19 protein-coding genes are annotated in these 21,635 nt (G+C 72.5%); 12 read left to right on the top strand and 7 right to left on the bottom strand.

The features are described 5' to 3' along the window. Position 1 precedes the first annotated feature (1 nt). The 4 genes from carA to WMF11_RS13485 all read right to left on the bottom strand — a co-directional run bounded on the left by carA (position 2) and on the right by WMF11_RS13485 (position 5,177). Positions 2–1,168 (bottom strand): glutamine-hydrolyzing carbamoyl-phosphate synthase small subunit, encoded by a 1,167-nt coding sequence (gene carA / locus WMF11_RS13470; protein WP_437977765.1) that lies wholly within the window; start codon positions 1,166–1,168, stop codon positions 2–4. 357 nt (positions 1,169–1,525) lie between these two features. Beyond that, the gene (locus WMF11_RS13475) at positions 1,526–3,244 is read right to left on the bottom strand and encodes a carbamoyltransferase family protein (protein ID WP_437552242.1); all 1,719 of its coding nucleotides are present in this window, start codon (positions 3,242–3,244) and stop codon (positions 1,526–1,528) included. A gap of 182 nt (positions 3,245–3,426) precedes the next feature. Next, complete coding sequence (locus WMF11_RS13480; RefSeq protein WP_437977766.1) at positions 3,427–4,644, bottom strand: molybdopterin molybdotransferase MoeA; 1,218 nt, start codon at positions 4,642–4,644, stop codon at positions 3,427–3,429. Next, positions 4,641–5,177, bottom strand: coding sequence for a MogA/MoaB family molybdenum cofactor biosynthesis protein (locus WMF11_RS13485; RefSeq protein ID WP_437552244.1), 537 nt, complete (start codon positions 5,175–5,177; stop codon positions 4,641–4,643). The genes WMF11_RS13480 and WMF11_RS13485 overlap by 4 nt, the downstream gene beginning before the upstream one ends. 275 nt (positions 5,178–5,452) lie before the next feature. Here WMF11_RS13485 and WMF11_RS13490 point away from each other — a divergent pair, with 275 nt between their 5' ends. The 8 genes from WMF11_RS13490 to rodA all read left to right on the top strand — a co-directional run bounded on the left by WMF11_RS13490 (position 5,453) and on the right by rodA (position 13,990). Next, entirely contained in the window at positions 5,453–6,406 is a 954-nt protein-coding gene (locus tag WMF11_RS13490) for a prolipoprotein diacylglyceryl transferase (RefSeq protein WP_437977767.1), read from the top strand. A gap of 528 nt (positions 6,407–6,934) precedes the next feature. After that, positions 6,935–7,864 (top strand): RNA recognition motif domain-containing protein, encoded by a 930-nt coding sequence (locus WMF11_RS13495; protein WP_437908819.1) that lies wholly within the window; start codon positions 6,935–6,937, stop codon positions 7,862–7,864. A 195-nt stretch (positions 7,865–8,059) separates the two neighbouring features. Continuing rightward, complete coding sequence (gene rpmG, locus WMF11_RS13500) at positions 8,060–8,221, top strand: 50S ribosomal protein L33 (RefSeq protein ID WP_012235039.1); 162 nt, start codon at positions 8,060–8,062, stop codon at positions 8,219–8,221. A gap of 113 nt (positions 8,222–8,334) precedes the next feature. Next, positions 8,335–9,369 carry a rod shape-determining protein gene (locus tag WMF11_RS13505; protein WP_276598056.1) on the top strand — a complete coding sequence of 345 codons (1,035 nt, stop codon included), beginning with the start codon at positions 8,335–8,337 and terminating at the stop codon, positions 9,367–9,369. 149 nt (positions 9,370–9,518) lie between these two features. After that, positions 9,519–10,376: a rod shape-determining protein MreC gene (gene mreC / locus WMF11_RS13510; protein WP_012235041.1), complete on the top strand. Its 858-nt coding sequence runs from the start codon at positions 9,519–9,521 to the stop codon at positions 10,374–10,376. Positions 10,377–10,380: 4 nt separating this feature from the next. Next, positions 10,381–10,905: a hypothetical protein gene (locus WMF11_RS13515; protein ID WP_012235042.1), complete on the top strand. Its 525-nt coding sequence runs from the start codon at positions 10,381–10,383 to the stop codon at positions 10,903–10,905. Then, entirely contained in the window at positions 10,902–12,857 is a 1,956-nt protein-coding gene (gene mrdA, locus WMF11_RS13520; RefSeq protein ID WP_437908820.1) for a penicillin-binding protein 2, read from the top strand. The genes WMF11_RS13515 and mrdA overlap by 4 nt, the downstream gene beginning before the upstream one ends. Beyond that, positions 12,854–13,990, top strand: a complete 1,137-nt coding sequence (gene rodA / locus WMF11_RS13525; protein ID WP_437552248.1) for a rod shape-determining protein RodA — start codon at positions 12,854–12,856, stop codon at positions 13,988–13,990. Before mrdA ends, rodA begins: the two co-directional genes overlap by 4 nt. Before the next feature lie 32 nt (positions 13,991–14,022). On the opposite strand, the gene WMF11_RS13530 is transcribed toward rodA, so the two are convergent. From WMF11_RS13530 to WMF11_RS13540, 3 genes are all read right to left on the bottom strand, one after another. After that, complete coding sequence (locus tag WMF11_RS13530; RefSeq protein WP_437908821.1) at positions 14,023–15,324, bottom strand: GTP-binding protein; 1,302 nt, start codon at positions 15,322–15,324, stop codon at positions 14,023–14,025. A 130-nt stretch (positions 15,325–15,454) separates the two neighbouring features. After that, positions 15,455–16,156 (bottom strand): PA14 domain-containing protein, encoded by a 702-nt coding sequence (locus WMF11_RS13535; RefSeq protein ID WP_437977768.1) that lies wholly within the window; start codon positions 16,154–16,156, stop codon positions 15,455–15,457. A 93-nt stretch (positions 16,157–16,249) separates the two neighbouring features. Next, positions 16,250–17,254 carry a rhomboid family intramembrane serine protease gene (locus WMF11_RS13540; protein ID WP_437977769.1) on the bottom strand — a complete coding sequence of 335 codons (1,005 nt, stop codon included), beginning with the start codon at positions 17,252–17,254 and terminating at the stop codon, positions 16,250–16,252. A 364-nt stretch (positions 17,255–17,618) separates the two neighbouring features. On the opposite strand from WMF11_RS13540, the gene WMF11_RS13545 reads away from it, so the two are divergent. The 4 genes from WMF11_RS13545 to WMF11_RS13560 all read left to right on the top strand — a co-directional run bounded on the left by WMF11_RS13545 (position 17,619) and on the right by WMF11_RS13560 (position 21,585). Next, on the top strand, positions 17,619–18,236 hold the full coding sequence (locus WMF11_RS13545) for an RNA polymerase sigma factor (RefSeq protein WP_231864806.1): 618 nt from the start codon (positions 17,619–17,621) through the stop codon (positions 18,234–18,236). Then, the gene (locus WMF11_RS13550) at positions 18,233–19,084 is read left to right on the top strand and encodes a hypothetical protein (RefSeq protein ID WP_437977770.1); all 852 of its coding nucleotides are present in this window, start codon (positions 18,233–18,235) and stop codon (positions 19,082–19,084) included. The genes WMF11_RS13545 and WMF11_RS13550 overlap by 4 nt, the downstream gene beginning before the upstream one ends. After that, entirely contained in the window at positions 19,084–19,686 is a 603-nt protein-coding gene (locus WMF11_RS13555; protein WP_437908826.1) for a hypothetical protein, read from the top strand. Before WMF11_RS13550 ends, WMF11_RS13555 begins: the two co-directional genes overlap by 1 nt. An 84-nt stretch (positions 19,687–19,770) precedes the next feature. Beyond that, entirely contained in the window at positions 19,771–21,585 is a 1,815-nt protein-coding gene (locus tag WMF11_RS13560; RefSeq protein WP_437977771.1) for a DnaJ domain-containing protein, read from the top strand. Positions 21,586–21,635: the final 50 nt, after the last annotated feature.

Below are 21,635 nucleotides of genomic sequence, written 5' to 3' on the forward strand. Positions count from 1 at the left end.
CTCAGCTCCTTCCTGCGGTGGGGGTGGCGCGGGGCTCCGCGGCAGCGGCCCCCGCGGTCTTGAGTCGCGAATCGGAGGACCCCTTCATCGCGCCGCAGAGGCGGAGGAAGTCGTCGAACAGGTAGCCCGCGTCCTCGGGCCCGGGCGTCGCCTCGGGGTGGAACTGGACGCTGAAGAAGGGGCGGAGCCGCGAGCGGATGCCCTCGTTGGTGCCGTCGTTGATGTTGACGAACCAGGGCTCCCACTCGGCGGGCAGCGACTCGTGCTTCACCGCGTACCCGTGGTTCTGGCTCGTGACGTAACAGCGGCGGCTCAGGAGGTCCTGCACCGGCTGGTTCACCCCGCGGTGGCCGTACGGCAGCTTGAAGGTGTCGCCGCCGGCGGCCAGCGCGAGGATCTGGTTGCCGAGGCAGATGCCGAAGATCGGCTTCGTGTAGGTCCCGAGCAAGCCGCGCAGCGCGGCGACCAGCTGGCCGAGGTCCTTCGGGTCGCCGGGGCCGTTGCCGATGAGGATGCCGTCGGCGCTCTCGGCGAGCTCGGCGATGGGCGCGTGGTAGGGGGCGCGGATGACGGTGACCCCGCGCCGCAGGAGCGAGCGGACGATGTTGTCCTTCGCGCCCGCGTCGATGAGCAGCACCTTCAGGGGGCCGCCCTCGTACGTGATGGGCTCGCGGGGCGAGACGAGGCGGAACACCTCCTCGCGCATGTCCACGGCCTCGGCCGAGCGCTTCACCCGCTCCAGGTCCATCTCGGCCGGGAACAGCCAGCCCTTCATCGTCCCGGCCTCCCGGAGCCGCCGCGTCAGCGTGCGCGTGTCGATCCCCGTGATCGCCGGGATGCCCTCGCTGGCGAGCCAGGCGCCGAGCGAGCGGACCGCGGCGTGGTGGCTGTAGCGCTCCACGTAGCTCTGGACCACGAGCCCCTGCACCTGGATTCGGTCGGCCTCGTAGGGCCCGTCGACGCTGCCAGCTTTCCGCGGCGCGGGCACGCCGTAGCTGCCCACGAGCGGGTACGTGATCGTCAGGATCTGGCCTCTGTACGAGGGATCCGTGAGCGTCTCGACGTACCCCGTCATGCCGGTGTTGAAGACGACCTCGCCGCTCACCGCGCGCGGGGCGCCGAAGCACCGGCCCGTCATGGTCGTCCCGTCTTCGAGTACGAGCTTCATCCGATTCGCATCCATCCTCTTTGACCGCCTGGGCCGCCGCGGCGCGGACCCTTACGCAGGAGGGGCCGTGAGCGCATGCAGCGCCGTGGGCCCATGGGGTACCAGGTCCGCGCGCACGCCGCGCGGCGGGCCGGCATCATGCTCGAGGCAAGGCGTCCAAGCACCCCCGGTCGCCGGAGCCGGTTGCTCCGGCGCTCCGTCGAGGTGGGGCAGGGCGCCCGGCGTCCCGTTCTTCCACATGCCGGGGACGCCCATTTGCCGTCCCCTCGCTCCACGTCAACCACGAACTTTCGGCCGCGCCTCCACGGCCGCTTCCGGCGGGCTTTTCGCGGCCTGCCCGGAGCGCGCGCGGTCTGCCTAGAGGGCCGGCGCGCGCTCGAGGTAGGCCCGCTCGAGCACGAGCACGTCCATCTTGGTCCGGAGGAAGCAGTCGAGCGCTTCCTTTGGGGTGCAAACGATCGGCTCGCTCGCGTTGAAGGAGGTGTTCAGGAGGACGGGCGTGCCCGTCTGCCGGCCGAACTCGCTGAGGAGCGCGTGGTAGCGCGGGTTCTCCTGGGCGGTCACCGTCTGGAGGCGCCCCGTGCCGTCGACGTGGGTCACGGCGGGGATCTCGGCGCGGCGCTCGGGCTTGATCTTGTAGACCTTGACCATGAACGGGTCCGGCGAGGTCTGCTCGAAGTAGTCGCCGACGCGCTCGAGGGGCAGCGCCGGCGCGAAGGGGCGGAACATCTCGCGGCGCTTGATCCGCTCGTTCATCGCGTCCTTGATGTCCGGCCGCCGCGGGTCGCAGAGGATGCTGCGGTTGCCGAGCGCGCGCGGGCCGTACTCCATCCGCCCCTGGAACCAGCCGACCACCTTGCCCTCGCTGATCGCCCTGGCGACGCGGGGGATCAGGTCCTCGTCGGGGAGCGTCTCGAACGCGACCTGCTCTTTCCGGAGCAGCTCGTCGATGGTCTCCTGCGAGAAGGCCGGGCCGAAGTAGCTGTGCGTCTGGTGGAAGCCGCGCGGGTTGTCGAGCTTGTGGTGGTGGACGTAGAGCGCCGCGCCGAACGCCGTGCCCGCGTCGCCGGCCGCGGGCTGGATGAAGACGTCGTCGAACAGCCCCTTCGGGCGGATCTTCCCGGCCGCCACGCTGTTGTAGGCGCAGCCGCCCGCGAGGGCGAGGCGCGGCGAGCCGGTGAGGTGCTTCGCCGTCGCGAGCAGCTCGAAGTAGACCTCCTCGAACGCCGCCTGCGTCGAGGCGGCGACCGCCATGAAGCGATCTTCCATCCCGCTCTTCGGGCTGCGGGCGGGGCCGAGCAGGTCGATCAGGCGCTCGGAGTGGATGGGGCCGTAGCGGGGCTCGCCCTCCCAGGTCATCGCGATGCCCTTCGTGTGGTGCTGGAAGTACTCGAGCCCGAGCTCGAACGCCCCGTCCTTGACGCGCACCACCTGCCGGAGCTTGTCGAGCAGATCCGGCTGGCCGTAGGCCGACAGCCCCATGACCTTGTACTCGTCGCCGAACTTGGGGAACCCGAGGTACTGCGTCAGGCCCGAGTAGAACAGCCCGAGCGAGTGGGGGAAGCCGACGTGACGGAGGATCTCCAGCTTGTTGCCGCGGCCGCGCGCCCACATCGTGCTGACGAAGTCGCCGAAGGCGTCGATGGACAGGACCGCCGCCTCGTCGAAGCCCGAGGGGAAGAACGCGGAGGCGAGGTGCGCGCGGTGGTGCTCGACGCTGTGCGACGCGGCGCGGATGCGCTTCGGGTCGACGCCGAGCGCGGCGCCGAGGTGCACCTTCGGGTCGCTCGCGCCGAGCGAGCCCTTGAGGAGCCCCGCCGGCGAGCGCCGCGTCAGCGCGTAGAGGAGCTTGTCGCCGAGGTGCGCCCTCGTGTCGCGGCTGATCGCGATGTGATCGATGTCCTCGACCCGCGCGCCCGCGGCGCCGAGGCAGTACTCGACCGCCAGCCGCGGGAAGCCCGCGCAGTGCTTGATCCTGCTGAACCGCTCCTCCTCCGCCGCCGCGACGAGCTGGCCGTCGACGAGCAGGGCTGCCGACGCATCGCCGTGGTAGGCGTTGATCCCGAGGATGAGCATGGCTCCGCCATCTTCCGGCGCCCCCGCGCGAGGGTCAAGGTGAGCCCTCCGCCCGAGCGAGGCGTGATGGAGCGCGGGTTCGTGACGTAAATTCGCCGGCCGCGTGGCAATGCTGTGCGCTGGAGGCAATGCCGCGCGCCGTGGGCAATGCGCGGCAATGCGCGGCATTGCGCGGCGCGCGATCAGATCTCCGCGAGGCGGATGGCCTCGAGGCGATCGCCCTCGTCGATGCGCTCCCGATCGGCGGGCACGAGGACGAGCGCGTCGGCCTCGGCGAAGCTCGTGACGGCGCCCGACGCCTGGTTCGCGGCGATGCGGGCGACGAGCTCGCCGCTCGAGGCGTCGAGGCGGGTGCGGAGGAACTCGGCGCGACCGGTCTGGCGCCGGAGCGCGCTGTCCGCGCGGACGATCACGCGGGGCGGCCGCGGCGCCGCGTCGCCCTGGAGCGCGCGGAGCAGCGGCACGCCGAAGAGGACGAACGTGAGCGAGGCCGAGGCCGGATTGCCTGGCAGCCCGAGCACGTGGACGACGCCGCACCGCGAGAGCTCGGCGCGCCCCACCGCGAGCGGCTTGCCCGGCTTGATGGCGACGCGCCAGAAATCGAGCGATACGCCGGCCGCCTCGAGCGCGGGGCGGACGATGTCGTGGTCGCCGACGCTCACGCCGCCGACGGTCACCACGAGATCGGATCCGCGCAGCGCCGTCGACACCGCCTCGGCGGCGCGCGCCGCGTCGTCGGGGACGAACGGCGCGATGCGGACCGCGGCGCCCGCCGCTCGCGCGGTCGCGGCGATGAAGTAGCTGTTCGACTCCGGGATCGTGCCCGCGGGGCCGGGCGAGCCGGGCGCGCGCAGCTCGTCGCCGGAGCACATCACCGTGACCACCGGGCGGCGCGCGACGAGGACGCTCGGGCGATCGAGCGCGGCCGCGAGCGCGACCTTCCCCGGGGTGAGCCGCGCTCCTCTGCGCAGCGGGACGGCGCCCTCCGCGAGGTCCGCGCCCCGGCGGCGCACCCAGGCGCCCGCCCGCGGCGCTTCCTGCAGGGTGATCTCGTCGCCGCTGCGCGCGGCGTCCTCCTGCGGCGCGATCGTGTCGGCGCCGGGCGGCAGCCGCGCGCCGGTGAAGATCCGGCACGCCGTGCCCGGGTGGAGCGCCGGCAGCGGGCGGCCGGCCGCGCTCTCGCCGCGGACGGGCAGCCTGAAGGGCCCGCTGCCCGCGAGGTCGGCCGAGGCGAGGGCGTAGCCGTCCATCGCGCTGTAGTCGAAGGCGGGCATCGCGTCGGCCGCCGCGATGTCCTCGGCGAGCACGCGCCCTGCCGCGTCGTCGAGCGGCACCCGCTCGGGGCCGACCGGGGCAGCGGTCGCGAGCAGCCGATCGAGCGCCTCTTCGAAGGGGATCATCCGCGCTGCTCCTCGCCCTGCACGGGCTGCGGGGGCCGGTGGTGGTGTCCGCCCTTGCCGGACGCCAGCGTGACCGCGTGCGCGAGGACGGGGCCGATGATCTGCGTGACGGCGAGCTCCACCGCCTTCGGGCTGCCGGGCAGCGCGATCACCACGAGCCCTCGCGCGACGCCGGCCGCGGCGCGCGACAGGATGGCGTTCGGCCCGATCGCGTCCCAGCTCAGGCGCCGGAACGCCTCGCCGAAGCCGTCGAGCGTCTTCTCGAAGAGCGGCGCGAGCGCCTCGAGGGTCCGGTCGCGCGGTGCGATCCCGGTCCCGCCCGTGGTGACGACCGCGTCGGCCGAGCCTGCGTCCGCGATCTGAGCGATCGCCGCGCGCAGCAGCTCGGGCTCCTCGCGGAGGACGGCGTGGGAGGTCACGGAGAAGCCGGCGCGCTTCAGGAGCTCGCCGAGGAGCTGTCCGCCCTCGTCATCGTCGAGGGTGCGGGTGTCACTGAGCGTCAGCGTGGCGACGCGCACGGGGGAGCGGCTCATGCGGCAGGTTTACGCCTGTCCCCCGCGGTTGGCGAACTCTTCCCGCGGTTGGCGAACTCTTGACGACGCCGGCGCGACGTCGCGGCGGACTTCGCGCGGGCGCGGTGGCCTCGCGGCGCGGCGGCGCGGCGCTCGACCGGGCGAAGGCGGCCTCGCTGCGTCCCTGGCGCCCCCGCCGCGCTCAGCGCGCCCCCGCGGCGCGTGAAGCGGCCTTGTCGCTCCGACGTCATCGACGGCGGATGGCTTTCGCCTCGTCGCTGCGCTAGGGGAGCGACGTGTCAGGCCCTCTGATCCCTTACATCGAGCTCCCCGAGATCCCGCTCGCTTTCCTGGAGCACATCCCGCTCGTGGGGCAGCTCATCGATCCGGCGAAGCCGCCCTCGATCAAGCCGTTCGGAACGCTGGTGGCGCTCGGCGTCTACATCGGCGCCGTGGTCGCCACGCGGCACGCGCGCGAGCGGCGCCTCGACGAGAAGAAGATGAGCGAGTTCATCTTCTGGGTCGTGGCGGCCGGGTTCATCGGTGGGCACGTCCTCGACGCGATCTTCTATCACCCGCAGCGGGTCGCCCGAGATCCTCTCTACCTCTTCGCGCTCTGGGACGGCCTGTCGAGCTTCGGCGGCTTCACCGGCGCGCTGATCGGCGCCTTCGCGTGGCGCTTCTATCGCCGCGAGCGGATCATGCCCTACTGCGAGGTCGTCAACAGCGCGTTTCCGCTCGCGTGGGTCTTCGGGCGCGCGGGCTGCGCGTCGGTCCACGATCATCCGGGCCGTATCTCCGACGCATGGTTCGCGGTCCAATACCCGCTCGGGACGGGGCATGTCGGCCGGTTCGATCTCGGCCTATATGAGTGTGTGCTCGCGATCCCGCTCGCGATCGCGTTCGCGGTGCTCTGGCGCCGGAACCCCCATCGTCCTCTCGGTTTCTATACCGGGATCATGTGCATCGCGTACGCTCCGGTGCGCTTCGCGCTCGATTTCCTGCGCGAGCGGGAGGGCACGGTCGTCGGCGGCGATCCGCGTTATGCCGGTCTCACTCCCGCGCAGTGGGCATGCTTTGGTCTGTTCGCGGTGGGGCTCTATTTCCTGCGCATGGCGGCGCGCGGCGAGCCGTCGAGCGCCGGGGCGAGCCCGCTGGACGGCGCTTCGCGCGTCGCGGACGACGATCCGTCCGACGAGGACGATGAGGCCGAGGCGCCTCGGGCCTCCCGCGCCCGGGCCGAGAGGTGATCCCGGACCTGGGCGCCTTGGACCGGTCGTTTCGGGTTTCGGGCAGATCCACGCCGCGCGATGCGCTCATCCGCCGGGCGGCGCTGGACCGCTCGGCCCTCCCGAGCGCCGGGTTTCCCGAGCGCCGGTCCGGCGACGCCCGCCTGTGACGGAGCGCGCGCTGCGGGGTCCCTGGTCGCCTGGACCGGCGCCCGGGTCCTCCGGACCGGCGTTCGCGTGAGGGGCGAAGGCGCGGAGGGGGCGCGGAGGGGCGCGGAGGGTCGGCTGACGGCTCCTTCCGGGCCTTCATTTGGCTCGCCCGCCCGTGGCGGGTCCCTTGACGCGCCAGGGGCGCCAGATATCGTGGGGTGGAGTTTGCACCAGAGGGTCGGCCTGCCGACCTTCGCTCGATTGAGCTCGGCCGCTCCTTCCGCCGATGGAGGAGCGACCGAGGCGCGCTCGCGAAAGGCTCCGCGTCATCGACATCGATCACGGAGCGAGTGGACCAAATAAGAGGGAACGCAGGGGCCAACCCCAGGTTTTTCTACAATGGCTGAAGATTCGCGTAAGTTGTTCGTGGCGGGCTTGCCCGACTCCATCACCGAAGACGTTTTGCGGCAGCTCTTCGAGGCCACCGGCGGCAACGTCGTCGAGGTCAGTCTTCCGAAAGATCGCGCGACGGGTCGTCCGCGCGGGTTCGGCTTCGTCACACTCTCGACGACCGGCGAAGCCAACGCCGCGCGCGAGTCGCTCGACGGTTCATTTCAGGGCGGCAAGTCCATCTCGGTCCGCCCCTTCCAGGCCGAGCCGCCGCGGCGCGAGGGGCGCCCGATGGGCCCCGGCGGTGGCCCCGGCGGCGGCGGTCCAGGTGGCCCTGGCGGCGGTGGCGGTATGGGCGGCGGCGGGCTTGCTGCGCCCGATCGCACCCTCTACGTCGGCAATCTCCCCTATGACGCGAGCGTCGAGGAAGTCGAGGGGCTCATCGGCTCGACCGGCGCCGGTCCGGTGGTGCGGGTGCACCTCCCCATGGATCCTGACGGTCGCAAGCGCGGGTTCGGCTTCGTGACGATGGCGAGCGCCGAGGCGGCGCGCGGCGCGATCGATGCCCTGCGCGGCGTGGACGTGCGCGGCCGGCGCCTCGTCGTCAACCTCGCTCACCCGAAGGGGGAGCGGCCGGCGCGCGAGGACCGTCCGGGCGGCTTCGGCGGCGGTGGCGGCGGCTTCGGCGGCGGTGGCGGCGGCTTCGCCGGCGGCGGCGGCGGCTTCGGCGGTGGTGGCGGCGGCTTCGCCGGCGGCGGCGGCGGTGGTGGAGCTCCTCCGCCGCCTGCGCGCAAGACGTTCGATGATCGCCGTCGGCGCGGCGCTCACGACGGGGACGGTCCTCCCGGGGCCGGTGGCGGCGCTGGTGGTGGTGGCCGGCGCAGCAACAACAAGAACTGGGATCGCGGCCGCACCGGTGACGACTGGGATGACGAATGAGCGCTCCCGGTTGACAACTGCATCGTTTCTCGTAGGGTAGCGCCCTCCAGACGGGCGGTCGGGCGTCGCTGATCCGACATACGTCCTCTGGTGCCCCACGCCGGTTGCGGTGCTAGCGCTTCCCGTGCTGCCCGTGCCTAGGTTCAACCAGGGCCGCCTGTTGAAACAGGTCGGCCCTGTCTTCGGAGACCTCCGATGCGCGACATAATCAAGCTGACGTGCGGCAACTGTGGCCGCGCGAATTACCACACGACGAAGAACAAGCGGACGATGACGGACAAGTTCGTCATCAAGAAGTTCTGCCCGACCGAGCGCAAGCACACCGAGCACAAAGAAGGCAAGATCTCGAAGGGCTAGGCCACGCTGCACCGCTGGCCGCTGCCGCCGGACCCGCTCGAGCGGGCGTCTGGTCGGGCTGCTGCGTCCTCCGCGGTGCTCGGCTTAACCTTGTTCCTTTCTAGGGCGAAGCGATGATCTTCGACTGGCTCTACGGCCTGTTCTCGAACGATCTCGCGATCGATCTCGGCACCGCAACCACCCTCATCTACGTGAAGGGCAAGGGGATCGTGTCATGCGAGCCCTCGGTGGTCGCCGTCCAGCGCGATGCTCGCGGCGGCAAGAAGGTGCTCGCCGTCGGCCGCGAGGCGAAGGAGATGCTCGGTCGCACCCCCGGCAACATCCAGGCGGTGCGGCCGCTGCGCGACGGCGTCATCGCCGACTTCGAGATCACCGAGGCGATGCTCCGGTACTTCATCGCGCGCGCACACAACCGCCGCACGCTCGTCAAGCCGCGCATCATCATCTGCGTCCCGTTCGGCATCACCGAGGTCGAGAAGCGGGCGGTGAAGGAGAGCGCCGAGGGCGCTGGCGCGCGCGAGGTCTACCTCATCGAAGAGCCCATGGCGGCCGCGATCGGCGCCGGGCTGCCGATCACCGAGCCGAGCGGCAACATGGTCGTCGACATCGGCGGCGGCACGACCGAGGTCGCCGTGATCTCCCTCGCCGGCATCGTCTACTCGCAGAGCGTCCGCGTCGGCGGCGACAAGATGGACGAGTCGATCATGGCCTACATGAAGCGCAAGTACAACATGGCCATCGGCGAGCAGACCGCGGAGCGCATCAAGATCACGATCGGCAACGCGTACCCGCTCGAGCAGCAGCTCACGATGGAGGTCAAGGGGCGCGACATGGTCGCGGGCATCCCCAAGACGGTCGTCGTCAACTCCGACGAGATCCGCGACTCGCTGAGCGAGCCGACGAACGCCATCGTGGACGCCGTTCTCATCGCGCTGGAGCGCACGCCGCCCGAGCTGGCGGCCGACATCGTCGACAAGGGCATCGTGCTCACCGGCGGCGGCTCGCTCCTCAAGAACCTCGACGTGCTCCTCCGCGAGGAGACGGGGTTGCCCGTGATGGTGTGCGACGACCCGATCAGCGCCGTGGTGCTCGGCAGCGGCAAGGCGCTGGATCACCTCGAGCTCTTGAAAGAGGTCACGATCAGCTGAGGGTCGTCTTCGTGTCCCGCCCGTGAGCACGCCGGCGGGGGTGTTTGCGGCGCGCGGCGAGCCGCCCCGCGCCGGGGTGGGCGCCGCGCGCGGCGTCGAGAGGGGTGGCCTCGCGGGGCGCCTCGTACTACCTGGGTCCGGGAGCCACGGTGAACCTCAAACGCTACCGCGACTTCGTGATCGTGCTGTTGGCGCTCGCGGTGCCGTTCTGGTTCCTGCGCGCCAGCATGCGCGACCCCAAGCAGAACACGGGGGCCGACCGGATCATCATCAGCATCGCGGCGCCGATCCAGTACGCGGCCGCGACGCTGGCGCGCGGGCTCTCGAACCTCTGGGGCGACTACATCTACCTGGTCGACGTCAAGGAAGACAACGCCAGGCAGGCCTCGCAGATCGCCCGCCTCCGAGAGCGGGTGCGGAAGCTCGAGGCGCTCGAGGAAGAGAACCGCCGCCTGCGCAGGCTGCTCGACCTGCGCCAGAGCCTCCGGACCGACGTGGTGAGCGCCCAGGTCGTCGGCAAGAGCACGAACGATTTCTTCCGGGTGGTCCGCGTCACGCTCGATCGCGAGGCGCGGGACATCGGCTCCAACTTGCCGGTCCTCTCCGCGGACGGCGTCGTCGGCACCACGCTGAAGAGCGCCGGCGACACGGTCGACGTGCGGCTCGTCGTCGACGGGGGCAGCGGCGTCGACGTGGTGGTCGAGCGCACCGGCGCGCGCGGCTTCGTCCGCGGCACGGGCGACGAGAGCAAGTACTCCTGCAGCGTCGAGTACGTGCAGCGCACCGACGAGATCGAGGTCGGCGATCTGCTCGTGACGAGCGGCGTCGGCCGGCGCTTCCCGAAGGGGATCCCGGTCGGGACCGTGACGCAGGTCGTCCGCCGCGACTTCGGCATCTACCAGCAGGTGTACGTCGCGCCGGCGGTCGATTTCTCCCGGCTGGAGGAGGTGCTCATCGTGACGACGACGCCCCCGGAGGAGACGCCCCCCCAGGCGCAGCGGAGGTGACGCGATGAGAAACTCCGCGTTCCTGGCGATGGGGGCCGCCCTGCTGATCCTTCAGTCGAACCTGTTCCGGCTCATCGGCAAGCTGAACATCCCGGGCTCCACGCCGAGCCTGCTCCTGCCGCTCGTCGTGTTCATGGGGGTGCACGAGTACTCGATCGCGCGGGGCGCCGCGCTCGCGTTCCTGCTCGGGTACCTGCTCGATCTCTTCACCGGCGCGCCGGTCGGCCTGTTCACCTTCATCACCGTCGCGACCTTCGTCGTCTCGCGGGCGGCCGGCGTGCGGCTCGCCGCGCAGACGCTCCTCACGAAGATCGCGCTGGCCTTCGTCTTCGGCCTCGTCGAGGGGGTGCTCATCGTGATCCTCACCGCCATCTTCGGGGGCGACGCGGCGCGCACCCGCGCGCTCGCCCGGCTCGTCGCGCCGCACGCCATCTCGACGGCGCTGTTCGCGCCGTTCGTCTTCCGGCTGGCCGAGCGCGTGCACCAGGCGACGATCAACGTCCCGCGGCCAGGGGAGAGCCCGCGGTGAGCCTGCTCGTCCAGCGCTCCGACGTGAGCGAGTTCCGTCGGCGCTTCCGGTGGATCGCGCTCGGCATGGTCGTCGGATTCATGGTGCTCCTCGGGCGCCTGTTCTACCTGCAGATCCTCGAGGTCGACGAGAACAAGGCCATCGCTCGCGAGAACATCGTTCGGCGCGTGACGCTCGCGACCACGCGCGGGATCATCCGGGACAAGAACGGCAAGGTGCTCGCGGCCAGCCGGCCGTCGTACAACGTCTACGTCGTCCCGCGGCGCCTCGACATGGAGACGATCTGGCCGAAGCTCGTCGAGTACCTCGGCATCGGGATCGAGGAGCGCGCGCGGCTGGAGGCGCTGATCACCTCGATCCGCGCCGACGAGGGCCCGCGCAAGAACCAGCAGATCCTGCTCAAGGAGGACATCTCGCGCGACGCCGTGGCGACCTTGGCGACGCACGACGCCGAGCTGCCGGGGGTCGACGTGGTGCCCGTCCCGGTGCGCTACTACCCGTACGAGGAGGTCGGCTCGCACGTCCTCGGCTACATGGCCGAGGTGGACGCCGAGCGGCTCGCGTCGCTCCGCAGCGTCGGGTACATCGAGGGCGATCGCATCGGCGTCACCGGCATCGAGCGCGCCTGGGAGAGCTACCTGCGCGGCACGCGCGGCTGGGAGAAGGTGCTCGTCGACGCCAAGGGGCGGCGCAGGACGGGCGGCGACGGGATCATCGAGGAGCCGCGGCGGGTGGACCCGATCCCCGGCCGCGATCTCCGGCTGACGCTCGACGCCGACATCCAGAAGGCGATCGACAAGGCGATGCGCGGCGAGCTCGCCGGCGGCGTCGCGGTCATCGACGTGCGCACCGGGCGGATCCTCGGGCTGTACTCGAAGCCCGGCTACAACCCGAACGCGCTCTCCGGCGGCTCGGGGAAGCAGGTCATCCGCGACGCGTTCCGGAGGCTCTACTCCGATCCGCTGAAGCCCGCGCTCGACAAGACGCTGTCCGGGGCGTACCCGCCCGGCTCGACGTTCAAGCCGTTCACCGCGCTGGCGGCGCTCGAGAAGGGGCTCATCGATCCCCGCCAGTCCTCGCGGTGCCGGGGCGCGCTGACGTTCGGCAAGCGCACCTTCCGGTGCACGCACGTGCACGGGCCGGTCGCGATGCAGCAGGCGATCGCCGAGTCGTGCAACGTCTACTTCTACCGGCTCGCGGCGGAGTACGGCGTCGGCATGGACGTCATCGCGGAGATGGGCCAGCGCTACGGGCTCGGCGCGCGGACGGGGCTCGGCATCAACGCCGAGGCGGGGGGCAGGATGCCCACCCGGGCGTGGATGACGCTCCGGAACAAGGGCCAGTTCCGCCTCGGGTTCGGCCTGAACGCGGCGATCGGCCAAGGCGCGACGACGGTCACGGTGCTCCAGCTCGCGCTCGCGTATGCGGCGCTCGCGAACGGCGGCACGCTGTACCAGCCGCAGATCGTGCGGGCCGTCGAGACGAGCGCCGGCACGGTCGTCCAGGAGTTCACGCCGCGCGTGCGCCGCCAGATCGACATCCGGCCGGAGAACCTCTCCCTCGTGCACCGCGCGATGGTCGCCGGCGTGAACGAGGAGGGCGGCACGGCGTTCAAGGCGCGCGTCGCGGGCGTGGAGATGGCGGGCAAGACGGGGACCGCGCAGGTCTCGCACCGGCTCACCCGCGGCGTCGAGGCCGAGCGGGTCTGGTACTTCAACCGCGAGCACGCCTGGTTCGCCGGCTACGCGCCGGCGCGCTCGCCCGAGGTCGCCGTGGTCGTGCTCGTCGAGCACGGCGGCACGGGCGGCAAGCACGCGGCGCCGGTCGCCTTCGAGGTGGTCCGCGCGTACCAGGAGCTCGCGAAGGAGCGCCGCGGCGGCCCGAACGAGGGGCCGCGCGCGGGCAAGAGCAGCGCGGGCCGCGCGCCCGCCGCGTCGGGGCGCACGCCATGATCCGGGGTGACTCTCTCTCTGCGCGCGATCGCGATCATTTCGACTGGCCGCTCTTCATCGCCGCGGTGGCCATCGCGGTGCTCGGCGTCGTCAACCTCTACAGCGCGACGAGCGTCTACTCCGGCGCGCGCGCGGAGCTCTACATCAGCCAGGTGTACTGGCTGTTCATGGGCGGCATCATCGGCGGCGTGCTGATCGCGGTCGACTACCGGCACCTCGAGCGCCTCGGCTACGTGCTCTACACGTTCGGCGTCTTCTCGCTGGCGCTCGTCTTCGTGCTCGCGCGCGACGTGCGCGGCTCCGCCCGGTGGATCGAGTTCGGCGCGTTCCGGTTCCAGCCCAGCGAGTTCATGAAGGTGTTCCTGGTCATCGCGCTGGCGAAGTTCCTGCACGACGATCCGCGCAACGAGGGCCGCACCCTCCGCGATCTGGCGATCCCGGCGGCGCTGACGGCGGTCCCCGCGCTCCTCGTGCTCAAGCAGCCCGATCTGGGGACGGCGCTCATCCTCGTGTTCGTCTTCCTGACGATCGCGGCGGTCACGCGCGTGCGGTGGAGGAGCGCGGCGCTGTTCGTCGTGTCCATCGCGGTGGCGATCCCGATCGTCTGGGAGTACGTGCTGCTCGACTACCAGCGCGCGCGCGTGCTCGTGTTCCTCCACCCCGAGGAGGATCTCCTGCACCGCGGCTGGCACGCCCACCACTCGCGCGTCGCGATCGGTAACGGCGGCCTGTTCGGCAGCGGGTACCTGCGCGGCACCCAGAACCAGTTCCTCTTCCTGCCGGATCAGTTCACGGACTTCCCGTTCCCTGTCTTCGCCGAGGAGTGGGGGTTCGTCGGGTGCATCGTCCTCGTGTGCCTCTACGCGTTCCTCGTCGTGTGGGGGATCCGCATCGCGTCGATGGCGAAGGATCGCTTCGGCGCGGTGCTCGGCGTCGGCTGCGCGGCGATCATCTTCTGGCACGCGGTCATCAACCTCGGCATGACGTCGGGCGTGCTGCCCGTCGTCGGCGTCACGCTGCCCCTGTTCTCGTACGGCGGATCGAGCGTGACCACGGTGATGGTGGCGATCGCGCTGCTCATGAGCGTGTCGATGCGCCGCTACTCCGGCGTCGCCTCGCTCGATCGGCTCTGACGGCGCGGCGAGCGTGCGCCCGCCGCGTGGGCTCAAATCGCGCTCTCTGCGAGCCGCGCTTCGAGGACGAACGCGAAGGCCTTGAGCGCGTCGCGCTCGGTGATCTCGCCGCCCGCGCGCGCTCTGCGGACCACGGCGCGAAAGCCGAGGTAGCGGCGCCCGTCCAGGCCGAGCAGCGCCGGCACCGTCGCCGGATCGCGCGCCGCGCCGCTCGATCCCGCGAGCTCCGCCGCTTTGTCGAAGATCCCTGCGACGAGCGCGTCGCAGCGCTCGAGCGCGACGGCATACCGCTCCGCGGCGATCGTCGCCTCGATCTCCGCGATCGCCTCCCGCTCGGCGGTCGGCCAGAGCGCGACGAACGAGAGGCCCGGCTGGGCGAGGTGCCTCGTCGCCGCGGACGGGCCGTCCGCGCGCGCGGTCGCCGGGGCGTCCGCCGGCGCGGCCAGCCTCCGGGCGGCGAGCCGCAGCGACGGCGGGAGCCCGCGGCTCGCCGGATCCCTGACGCCGGCGCTGCGCGGCGCGAGCTCGCCGCCAGGTGACACCGCCACGCCGGGCGCGGCGGCGCCCTCGCTCGGATCGCCGATCGTCGAGTCCGGCGGCATCGTCGACCACGGCTTGCTGGGCGGCGCGAGCCGCGAGATCACCGCGTCGAGCGGCGCCGACGGCGGCGGCGACGCGTCACGCAGGGCGGTGGCGAGCCCGCCCTCGATCGCGTCGAACCCGCCCAGACCTCTCCCCATCGCGTCGGGCAGGCGGCTCTCGAAGGCGCGCAGGACCGCGGCGCTGATCTCCTCGAGCCCCTCGTAGAGGCCGAGCCCCGTCTTCGCCGACGTGGCCAGCGAGAAGACGCGGGACGGGTTCAACATCGCGTCGAGCTCCGAGAGCGGCAGCAAATCGGGCAAATCGCGCTTGTTGTGCTGGAAAATGTGCGGAACATGCTCCAGCGCCCGCCCCTGCTCGGCGAGGTTCTCGCGCAGGTTCTCCATGCTCTCCATGTTGGCGTCGGCGCGAACGGCCTGCGAATCGCTGACGAACACGATGCCGTCGGCGCCCGTGAGCACCAGCTTCCGGGTCGCGTTGAAGTAGACCTGCCCTGGCACCGTGAAGAGCTGGAGCCTCACGTTCATCCCGCGCAGCTGCGGGAGCCGGACCGGCAAGAAGTCGAAGTAGAGCGTTCGATCGACCGGCGTCGCGAGGGAGACGAGCTTGCCGCGGTACTCGGGCTTCGCCGTGGCGTGCAAGTACTCCAGCGTGGTCGTCTTGCCGCCCAGGCCGGGCCCGTAATAGACGACCTTGAAGACGAGCTCGCGCGACAGTGGGTTCACCGACGCCATGGGCGGCGGCGACGATACACGAAAAGGCGAACGAGAGCGCCGGGGTGTGCGCGGGCACATGAAAGCCGGCCGCGCGCCCCGCGCGCCCGCCAGGGCGGGGCACTGGAGGCGCGGCTGGCGCGGCGCGCCGTCAGCGGAGGCCGACGAGCGGCTCGAACTTGTCCTTCTGGCCGATCTGGAGCATGAGCGCGACCTGGCCGCGCTGCGCCTGGAAGTAATCGAGCCGCAGCCGGTGCGTCCCCTCCGTGAGGCGGGCCTCGCCGTCCACGGTCTTCGCGCTGTGGACTCCGTCGTTCGCGACCACGCGCTTGTCGTCGATGTAGAGGACCGCGCCGTCGTCCGAGGTGAGCCTCAGCTGGAACACGCCTTCCTGGGGCGCCTTGAACTCGCCCTCGAACCGGATCGCGAACCACTCGTTCTGCGCGAGCGCGCCCGGGAAGCCGCCGGCGAAGTCCTGCGACTTCACCTCGAACTTGTCCGTGAACAGCACAGCGAACGGCACGAGCCCGTCGAAGGTCGGGAGCTTCTGGGTGTTCTCGGGGATCACGTACGCGAGCCCCCGGAAGGCGCCGCCCTCCCCGTTGCCGAACGCGTTCGGGGCGGTGATGCGCGGCGCGTTGTTCGTGGGCAGGCGCCACTTCGGGGTCCTGCGCCGCTCGGGCTCCGGGTCGGGCTTGGCCGGCTTGCGCGTCCGGGAGGTCTTCTTGGCGGGCGGCGGGGGCGGCGGCGAGGCCTCTGCCGGCGTGTTGCCGCTCTGGATGGTGACATGGCAGCCGCTGAGCAGAGACGCGGCAAGCACGCACGAGGCGATGTGCGACGAGGTTCGGACCATGACGTCTCCTGAGAGGGAACGGACGGATTGGCCCGCCCCCACGTGAATGCGAGGATGGCGCTTAGACGTTCGAGCCGTGCGCCGCAATCAGCGTCACGTCGCGTCAGGAGCCCCCGGCACGAGCGAGCCAGCCGGTCGAGCCCCGAGCGCGTCGAGCGCGTCTTCGGGGAGCCCGTTGGCTTGGCCGTGCAGCGCGGGCCCGGGCGCCTCCTGCCGCGCGTTCCCGTCGAGCGATTCCGCGGCGCGCCAGACCGGCGAGCGCTGGGCGAGCGCGAGCGCGGCGAGGCAGGCGAGCACGCTGGCGAGCGCGCCGGCGTTCATCACGCCCTCGTACCGGCCCCGCGCGGGGCCCGCGTAGGTCAGCCCGAGCAGCGCGCCGCTCACAAGGCCCCCGATGTGCGCGGCGTTGTTGATGCGGATGCCCGTGCTCGACGCGTTCACGACGAAGCCGAAGAGGACGATGTAGAACACGGCCTGGAGCGCGAGGTCCTTCCATCGCGGGTCGCGGCGGCGGAGCAGCCAGCCGAGCAGGAGGCCCAGCACGCCGAACACGGCGCCGCTCGCGCCCGCGGTGCACACGACCTCGGGCTGCACGAAGAGGTTCCATGCGGCGCTCGCGCCGAAGCCGAACAGGCCCGTGAGCACGTACGCGATCGCGAACCGCGCCGAGCCGACGGCGGGCTCGGCGGCGCGGGCGAGCATGCCGAGCGTCACCATGTTCATGCCGAAGTGGAGGACGCCCATGTGGACGAAGACCGCGGAGAGCAGCCGGAACGGCTCGAAGGGCACGCCGGGCGCGAGGAGGAGCGCGCCGAAGCGGAGGTAGCTCGACGTGTCCCACGCCGAGAGGAGCCCGAGATCGCGGGAGTGCGCGGCCATCAGCTGGCCGACGAACACGAACGCCGTGAGCCCGCCCAGGATCTTGGTCGCGAGCAGGCTTCGCCCGTCGAGGCGTCCTCGGGCGGGCGCGGCGTGGGCGGGAGGCGCGAGGAGCGGCGCGCCGCAGCGGATGCAGCGGCTGAAGTCGCCGCCGTTGAGGGCGCCGCAGCGCGCGCAGTGCTGCGAGCGCCTCCGTTCTCCGGACGGCCCCGCCGTCACAGGGCGGCCCCGAAGCGCTGCCCGGCGCCGGGGTGTGGGGGGGACCTGAACGCTGTATCGAGGGTCACCTGGGCTCCTTTCACGCCGGACGCTCGGCGTGGAGGCCGGCACAATGTGGCGGCTCCTGGCCGTAAGGTCCACGGGTTTGGGCCGTTGTCGAGGGGTGAATGCCGTGGCCCTCCCGCGTTCGGTTCCGCCTGTCGCTGGCGAGCCGCCGCGCGCCCTCCTCGCGGGGGGCCCGCGGCGGCTCGCCGGCGGCGCGCAGGCGCTCCTTCCCCGCGGGGCGCGCCGGCCGGAGAGGGGCGCGAGGCGGACACCGGTGCGCTCCGTTCTGCGTCCGGGTATCGTCGCCGCTGTGACGGCGGTGGCAGCAGCGAGGCCCGATCTCGAGGCGGAGCGCCTGCTGTGCGAGCGCGCGGCGCAGGGCGATCGCCTCGCGCTCGGGCAGCTGCTCCGCAAGTACGGGCCAGCGCTGTACCGCGCGGTGCTGCTGCCCCGCCTCGGCTCCGACGCGGCCGCGCAGGACGCTCTGGCCGAGACGTACGCGCGCGTGATCGAGCGGTTCTACCAGTTCCAGTGGCAGAGCTGCGGCATCTATCCCTGGCTCCGCGTCATCGCGCTGCGCATCGCGCTCGACATGCTCCGCGCGCGCCGCCGCGAGGCGCTCTTCGAGCCCGAGGATCTCCAGCGCGAGATCGACGCCGCGGAGACCGACCTCACCGCGCGCGGAGAGGCCGAGCTCTGCGAGAAGCGCGATCTCGCCGACGCGCGGGCGCGCGTCGAGGACGCGCTCGGGCGCCTCAACCCCCGTTACGCCGAGGCGATCCGGTTACGGGTGCTCGACGAGCGCCCCCGCGACGAGGTGGCCCTCGCGCTCGGGGTCAGCGTGGCGACGTTCGATGTCGTCCTGCACCGCGCCATGACCGCGCTGAAGAAGGCGCTCGCCGCGCCGCGCGCGGAGCGCAAGGAAGGAGCGCGATGAAGCCGCGGCCGCCCTCGGATCCGCGCTCGCCGCCGGCCGGCGACGGGCCCCTGGAGCGCCGCGCCGGCGCGGATCGCGGCCGGCGGCTCGCGCTCGTCGTGCCCGGCGCGGAGCCCGTCGCGCCTGCGTCCGACGACGAGCTGGGCGCGGCGCGCGCGCTCGCGGAGGCGCTCGATCGCGGCGAGGTCCCGCTCGCGGACGCGCTCAGGGCGGCGGCCCGCCCCGCCGGGCTCGACAGGGCGGACCACGAGGCGCTGCTCGCGCGCGCGCTCGGCGACGAGGGCGCGCCGCCGACCAAGGCCGAGCTGCGCGCCGCCGAGCGCTTGCGGGAGGCGCTGGAGCCCCGGGCCGCGTCCGGCGGCGGACCGGGGCGCGGCGGCTCCGGCGGCGAGGGCGCGCTCGGCTCGCCTGACGCGCGCGACGAGCTCGCGGAGCTCGCTGTCGCGCTCCGGGCCGCGTGGCGTCCGGCGGCGCTCCCGGAGCTCCCTGGGCGCGCGCTCATCGACAGGGCCTTCCGCGCCTCGCCCGCGCGCGGCCCCCGGCGCATCGCGCCGGTGACGATGGCGGCGCTCTCGACGCTCGCCGCGGCCGCGGCGGCCGTGGCGCTGATCGTCGGCCAGATCAGCGAGGAGCGCGCCTCCGTCGCGCGCGCGCCCGGGGCCGCTGCTCCGGCCGCGGCGCTCGCCGAGCGGCCCCTGCTGATCGAGGCGCGCTCGACCGCCGCGCTCTTCGATCCGGCCGCGCCCTTTCCGCGGGAGGGCGGTCAGACGGAGCGGATCGATCGCATCGCCGCCGCGCGCGCGTCCGATCTGCGCCAGAACCGCTACGCGGCGTGGGGGGTGCGCTGATGCGGGGCCCGCGCCTCGTCGCCGTCTGCCTGGGGCTCTTCGCGGCGGCGCACCTCGGGTGCGCCCCGGGCGACGAGCGGGCGCGCGCTGCCGGGGGCCAGGGCGATCCGGCGTGCGCGTGCGCCCCGGCCCAGGTCGTCGATCCCACGCTCCTCGCCTTCCTCTCGAGGGCGCGCGCGGCGCACCATGCCGCCGACGTCGCGCTCGGCGCGGGCGATCGCGCCGCTGCGCTCCGCGCCCTGGAGGGGATCATCGCCGCGCCGAGGCCGCCGGGGGCGCCGCCGGAGGTCGCCGAGGTGACGGCGGATACCTACGCCCGGCTGGCGGAGCTCCGGAGCGAGGCCGGCGAGTTCGACGCCGCGGCGCGCGACATCGACGCGGGCCTCCGGTTGGCGCCGGCGCCCTCTCATTATCAAGGCCACCTCTACGAGGTCGCGGGCGTGGTCGAGGAGCGCCGCGCGAAGGCGCTCGAAGCGAAGGGGGATCGCGAGGCGGCGACGCAGGCCCGCGCGCGGGCGGTCGGGCTGCTGGAGCGGGCGATCTCGATCCAGGACCAGGTGATCACCGAGGCGCTGGCGGGCCCCGGGGAAAAGCCGCGCTGAAGGGCGCGCTCGCCGTGGTCTGCAATTGCGACGGGCGCGCGTTCGTCGCTAGACTCGAGCGCGAGGGGGCCGCTGCTCGACCCGATGACGTTCCGTGTTCCAAGGCCGAAGCCCGGGTACGATCTCAAATCGCTCCCGCTGAAACCCGCGGAGGCGTTCCTCCTGTCCCGCATCGACGGCGTCCTGACGGATCGGGATCTGTCGTTGATCACGGGAATGTCGCACGTCGATACCGTCGAGGTGCTGCGCCGCTTGCGCGACCTCGGCGCGATCCTCCTGGACGGGGACCTTTCCGGACAGCCTCCGCCGCGGGACGCCGCGCGGCGCGCGGCCGCGGTGGATCCAGAGAAGACGATGCCGTCCGGGTCCGAGTCCGCTCCGCTCGGCCGGGACGCGCTGCAGCAGATGGAGTCCCTGCCGCTCTACGATCCCGCCGAGCTCGACGAGCCGGTCGAGCTCGCCCCCGACCGGAAGCGGCGGATCCTCGACCTCTACTACCGCCTCGAGGATCTCAGCTATTACGCGCTGCTCGGCGTCGCGGATCAGGCGGACAAGAAGCAGATCAAGAGCGCCTACTACCAGCTCGCGCCGGAGTTCCATCCGGACACTTACTTCCGGAAGCAGCTCGGCTCCTACAAGCCGAAGATCGAGGCCATCTTCACGCGCATCACGCTGGCGCACGACACGCTGACGTCGAAGCAGCGGCGCGCCGAGTACGACGCGTACCTCGAGCAGTCCCACAAGAACCGGACGATGGCGGCGCTGATCGAGCAGACGCCGCGCGACATCGCCACGATAACGACCGCCGTCGACGCCACGGTGCGCGCCGCGTTCGCCGATCCGCGCGACATGGGCGCGTCGCCCGGACGTTATTCCTCCGAGCGCGCGCCCGCAGGGCAGGGCGCGTCCGCTGTGTCCTCCGGCGCCGCCGCGCCGGTTCAGCCGTCGCCGGCGCAGCCGCCCGCAGGAGGAGGCTCGCCCGACAGCGGAGGCGCGCCGGCGCGGAGCGCAGCGCCGGCCTCGCCTGCCGCGCCTGCTCCCATCGCCAAGGACCGGCGTGAGACGTTCGCGCGCAAGCTCACCGGAGGCTTGAGGCGCCCTCCGCCGGGGGCGCCCTCTGCGTCGGTGGCCGCTGCGTCCGGGGCGGCTGCAACGCCGGCCGCGGCGACGGCTGCGCCTCGGGTGGCCACCCCGCCGCCTGTGGCGACGGCTGCGCCTGGAGCGGCCGTCGCGCCGGCTGTGTCGGCAGGCGCCCCTGGGGCGCCGCCGAAGACCCCTTCCGGCGTGCGTTCGCCGGAGTCGATACGGGCGGTCGAGGCGCTCAAGGCGCGTTACGAGAACGCCCGCAACGAGGCGCTCCGGAGCCAGATCGCGCGGTACTCCGACGTGGCTCGGGCCGCGCTCGATCGGAGCGAGTTCGCGAGCGCGGCCAACGCGTACCGGATCGCCGCGTCGCTGGCTCCGGAGGACGCCGAGCTCCAGAGGGCGTCGGCCGAGGTGGAGCGCCTCGCGGCGGTGGCGCTGGCGGACGGGTACCTCAAGCAGGCCGAGTACGAGGCACAGAACGGCCGCTGGGTCGAGGCGGCGCTGAGCTACGTGAAGGTGTGCAACGGCCGCCCGGACGACGCCGGCGCGCACGAGCGGGTCGCGCACGCGACGCTCCAGGCCGGGGAGAGCTCGCGGCGGGCGGTGGAGTTTGCGCGGCGGGCGGTGGAGCTCGTGCCCACCTCCGTGGAGTACCGGATCACGCTCGCGCTGTCGTACGCGGCCGCGGGGCTCGCGAAGAGCGCGGCCGGCGAGCTCGAGCGCGCCGCCGAGCTCGCAGGGAACGATGGTAGGCTGCGCGGTCTCGTCGCGCAGGCGCGCGAGCAGGCCAAACAGCAGGGGAAGCAAGTCTAGCGCCGGCCCTTACAGAAGGCGCGCCGGCCTCGGGAAGGCCCGGGGCGGCG

This window comes from Sorangium sp. So ce295 (assembly GCF_051527405.1).
Lineage (GTDB): Bacteria > Myxococcota_A > Polyangia > Polyangiales > Polyangiaceae > Sorangium > Sorangium cellulosum_B.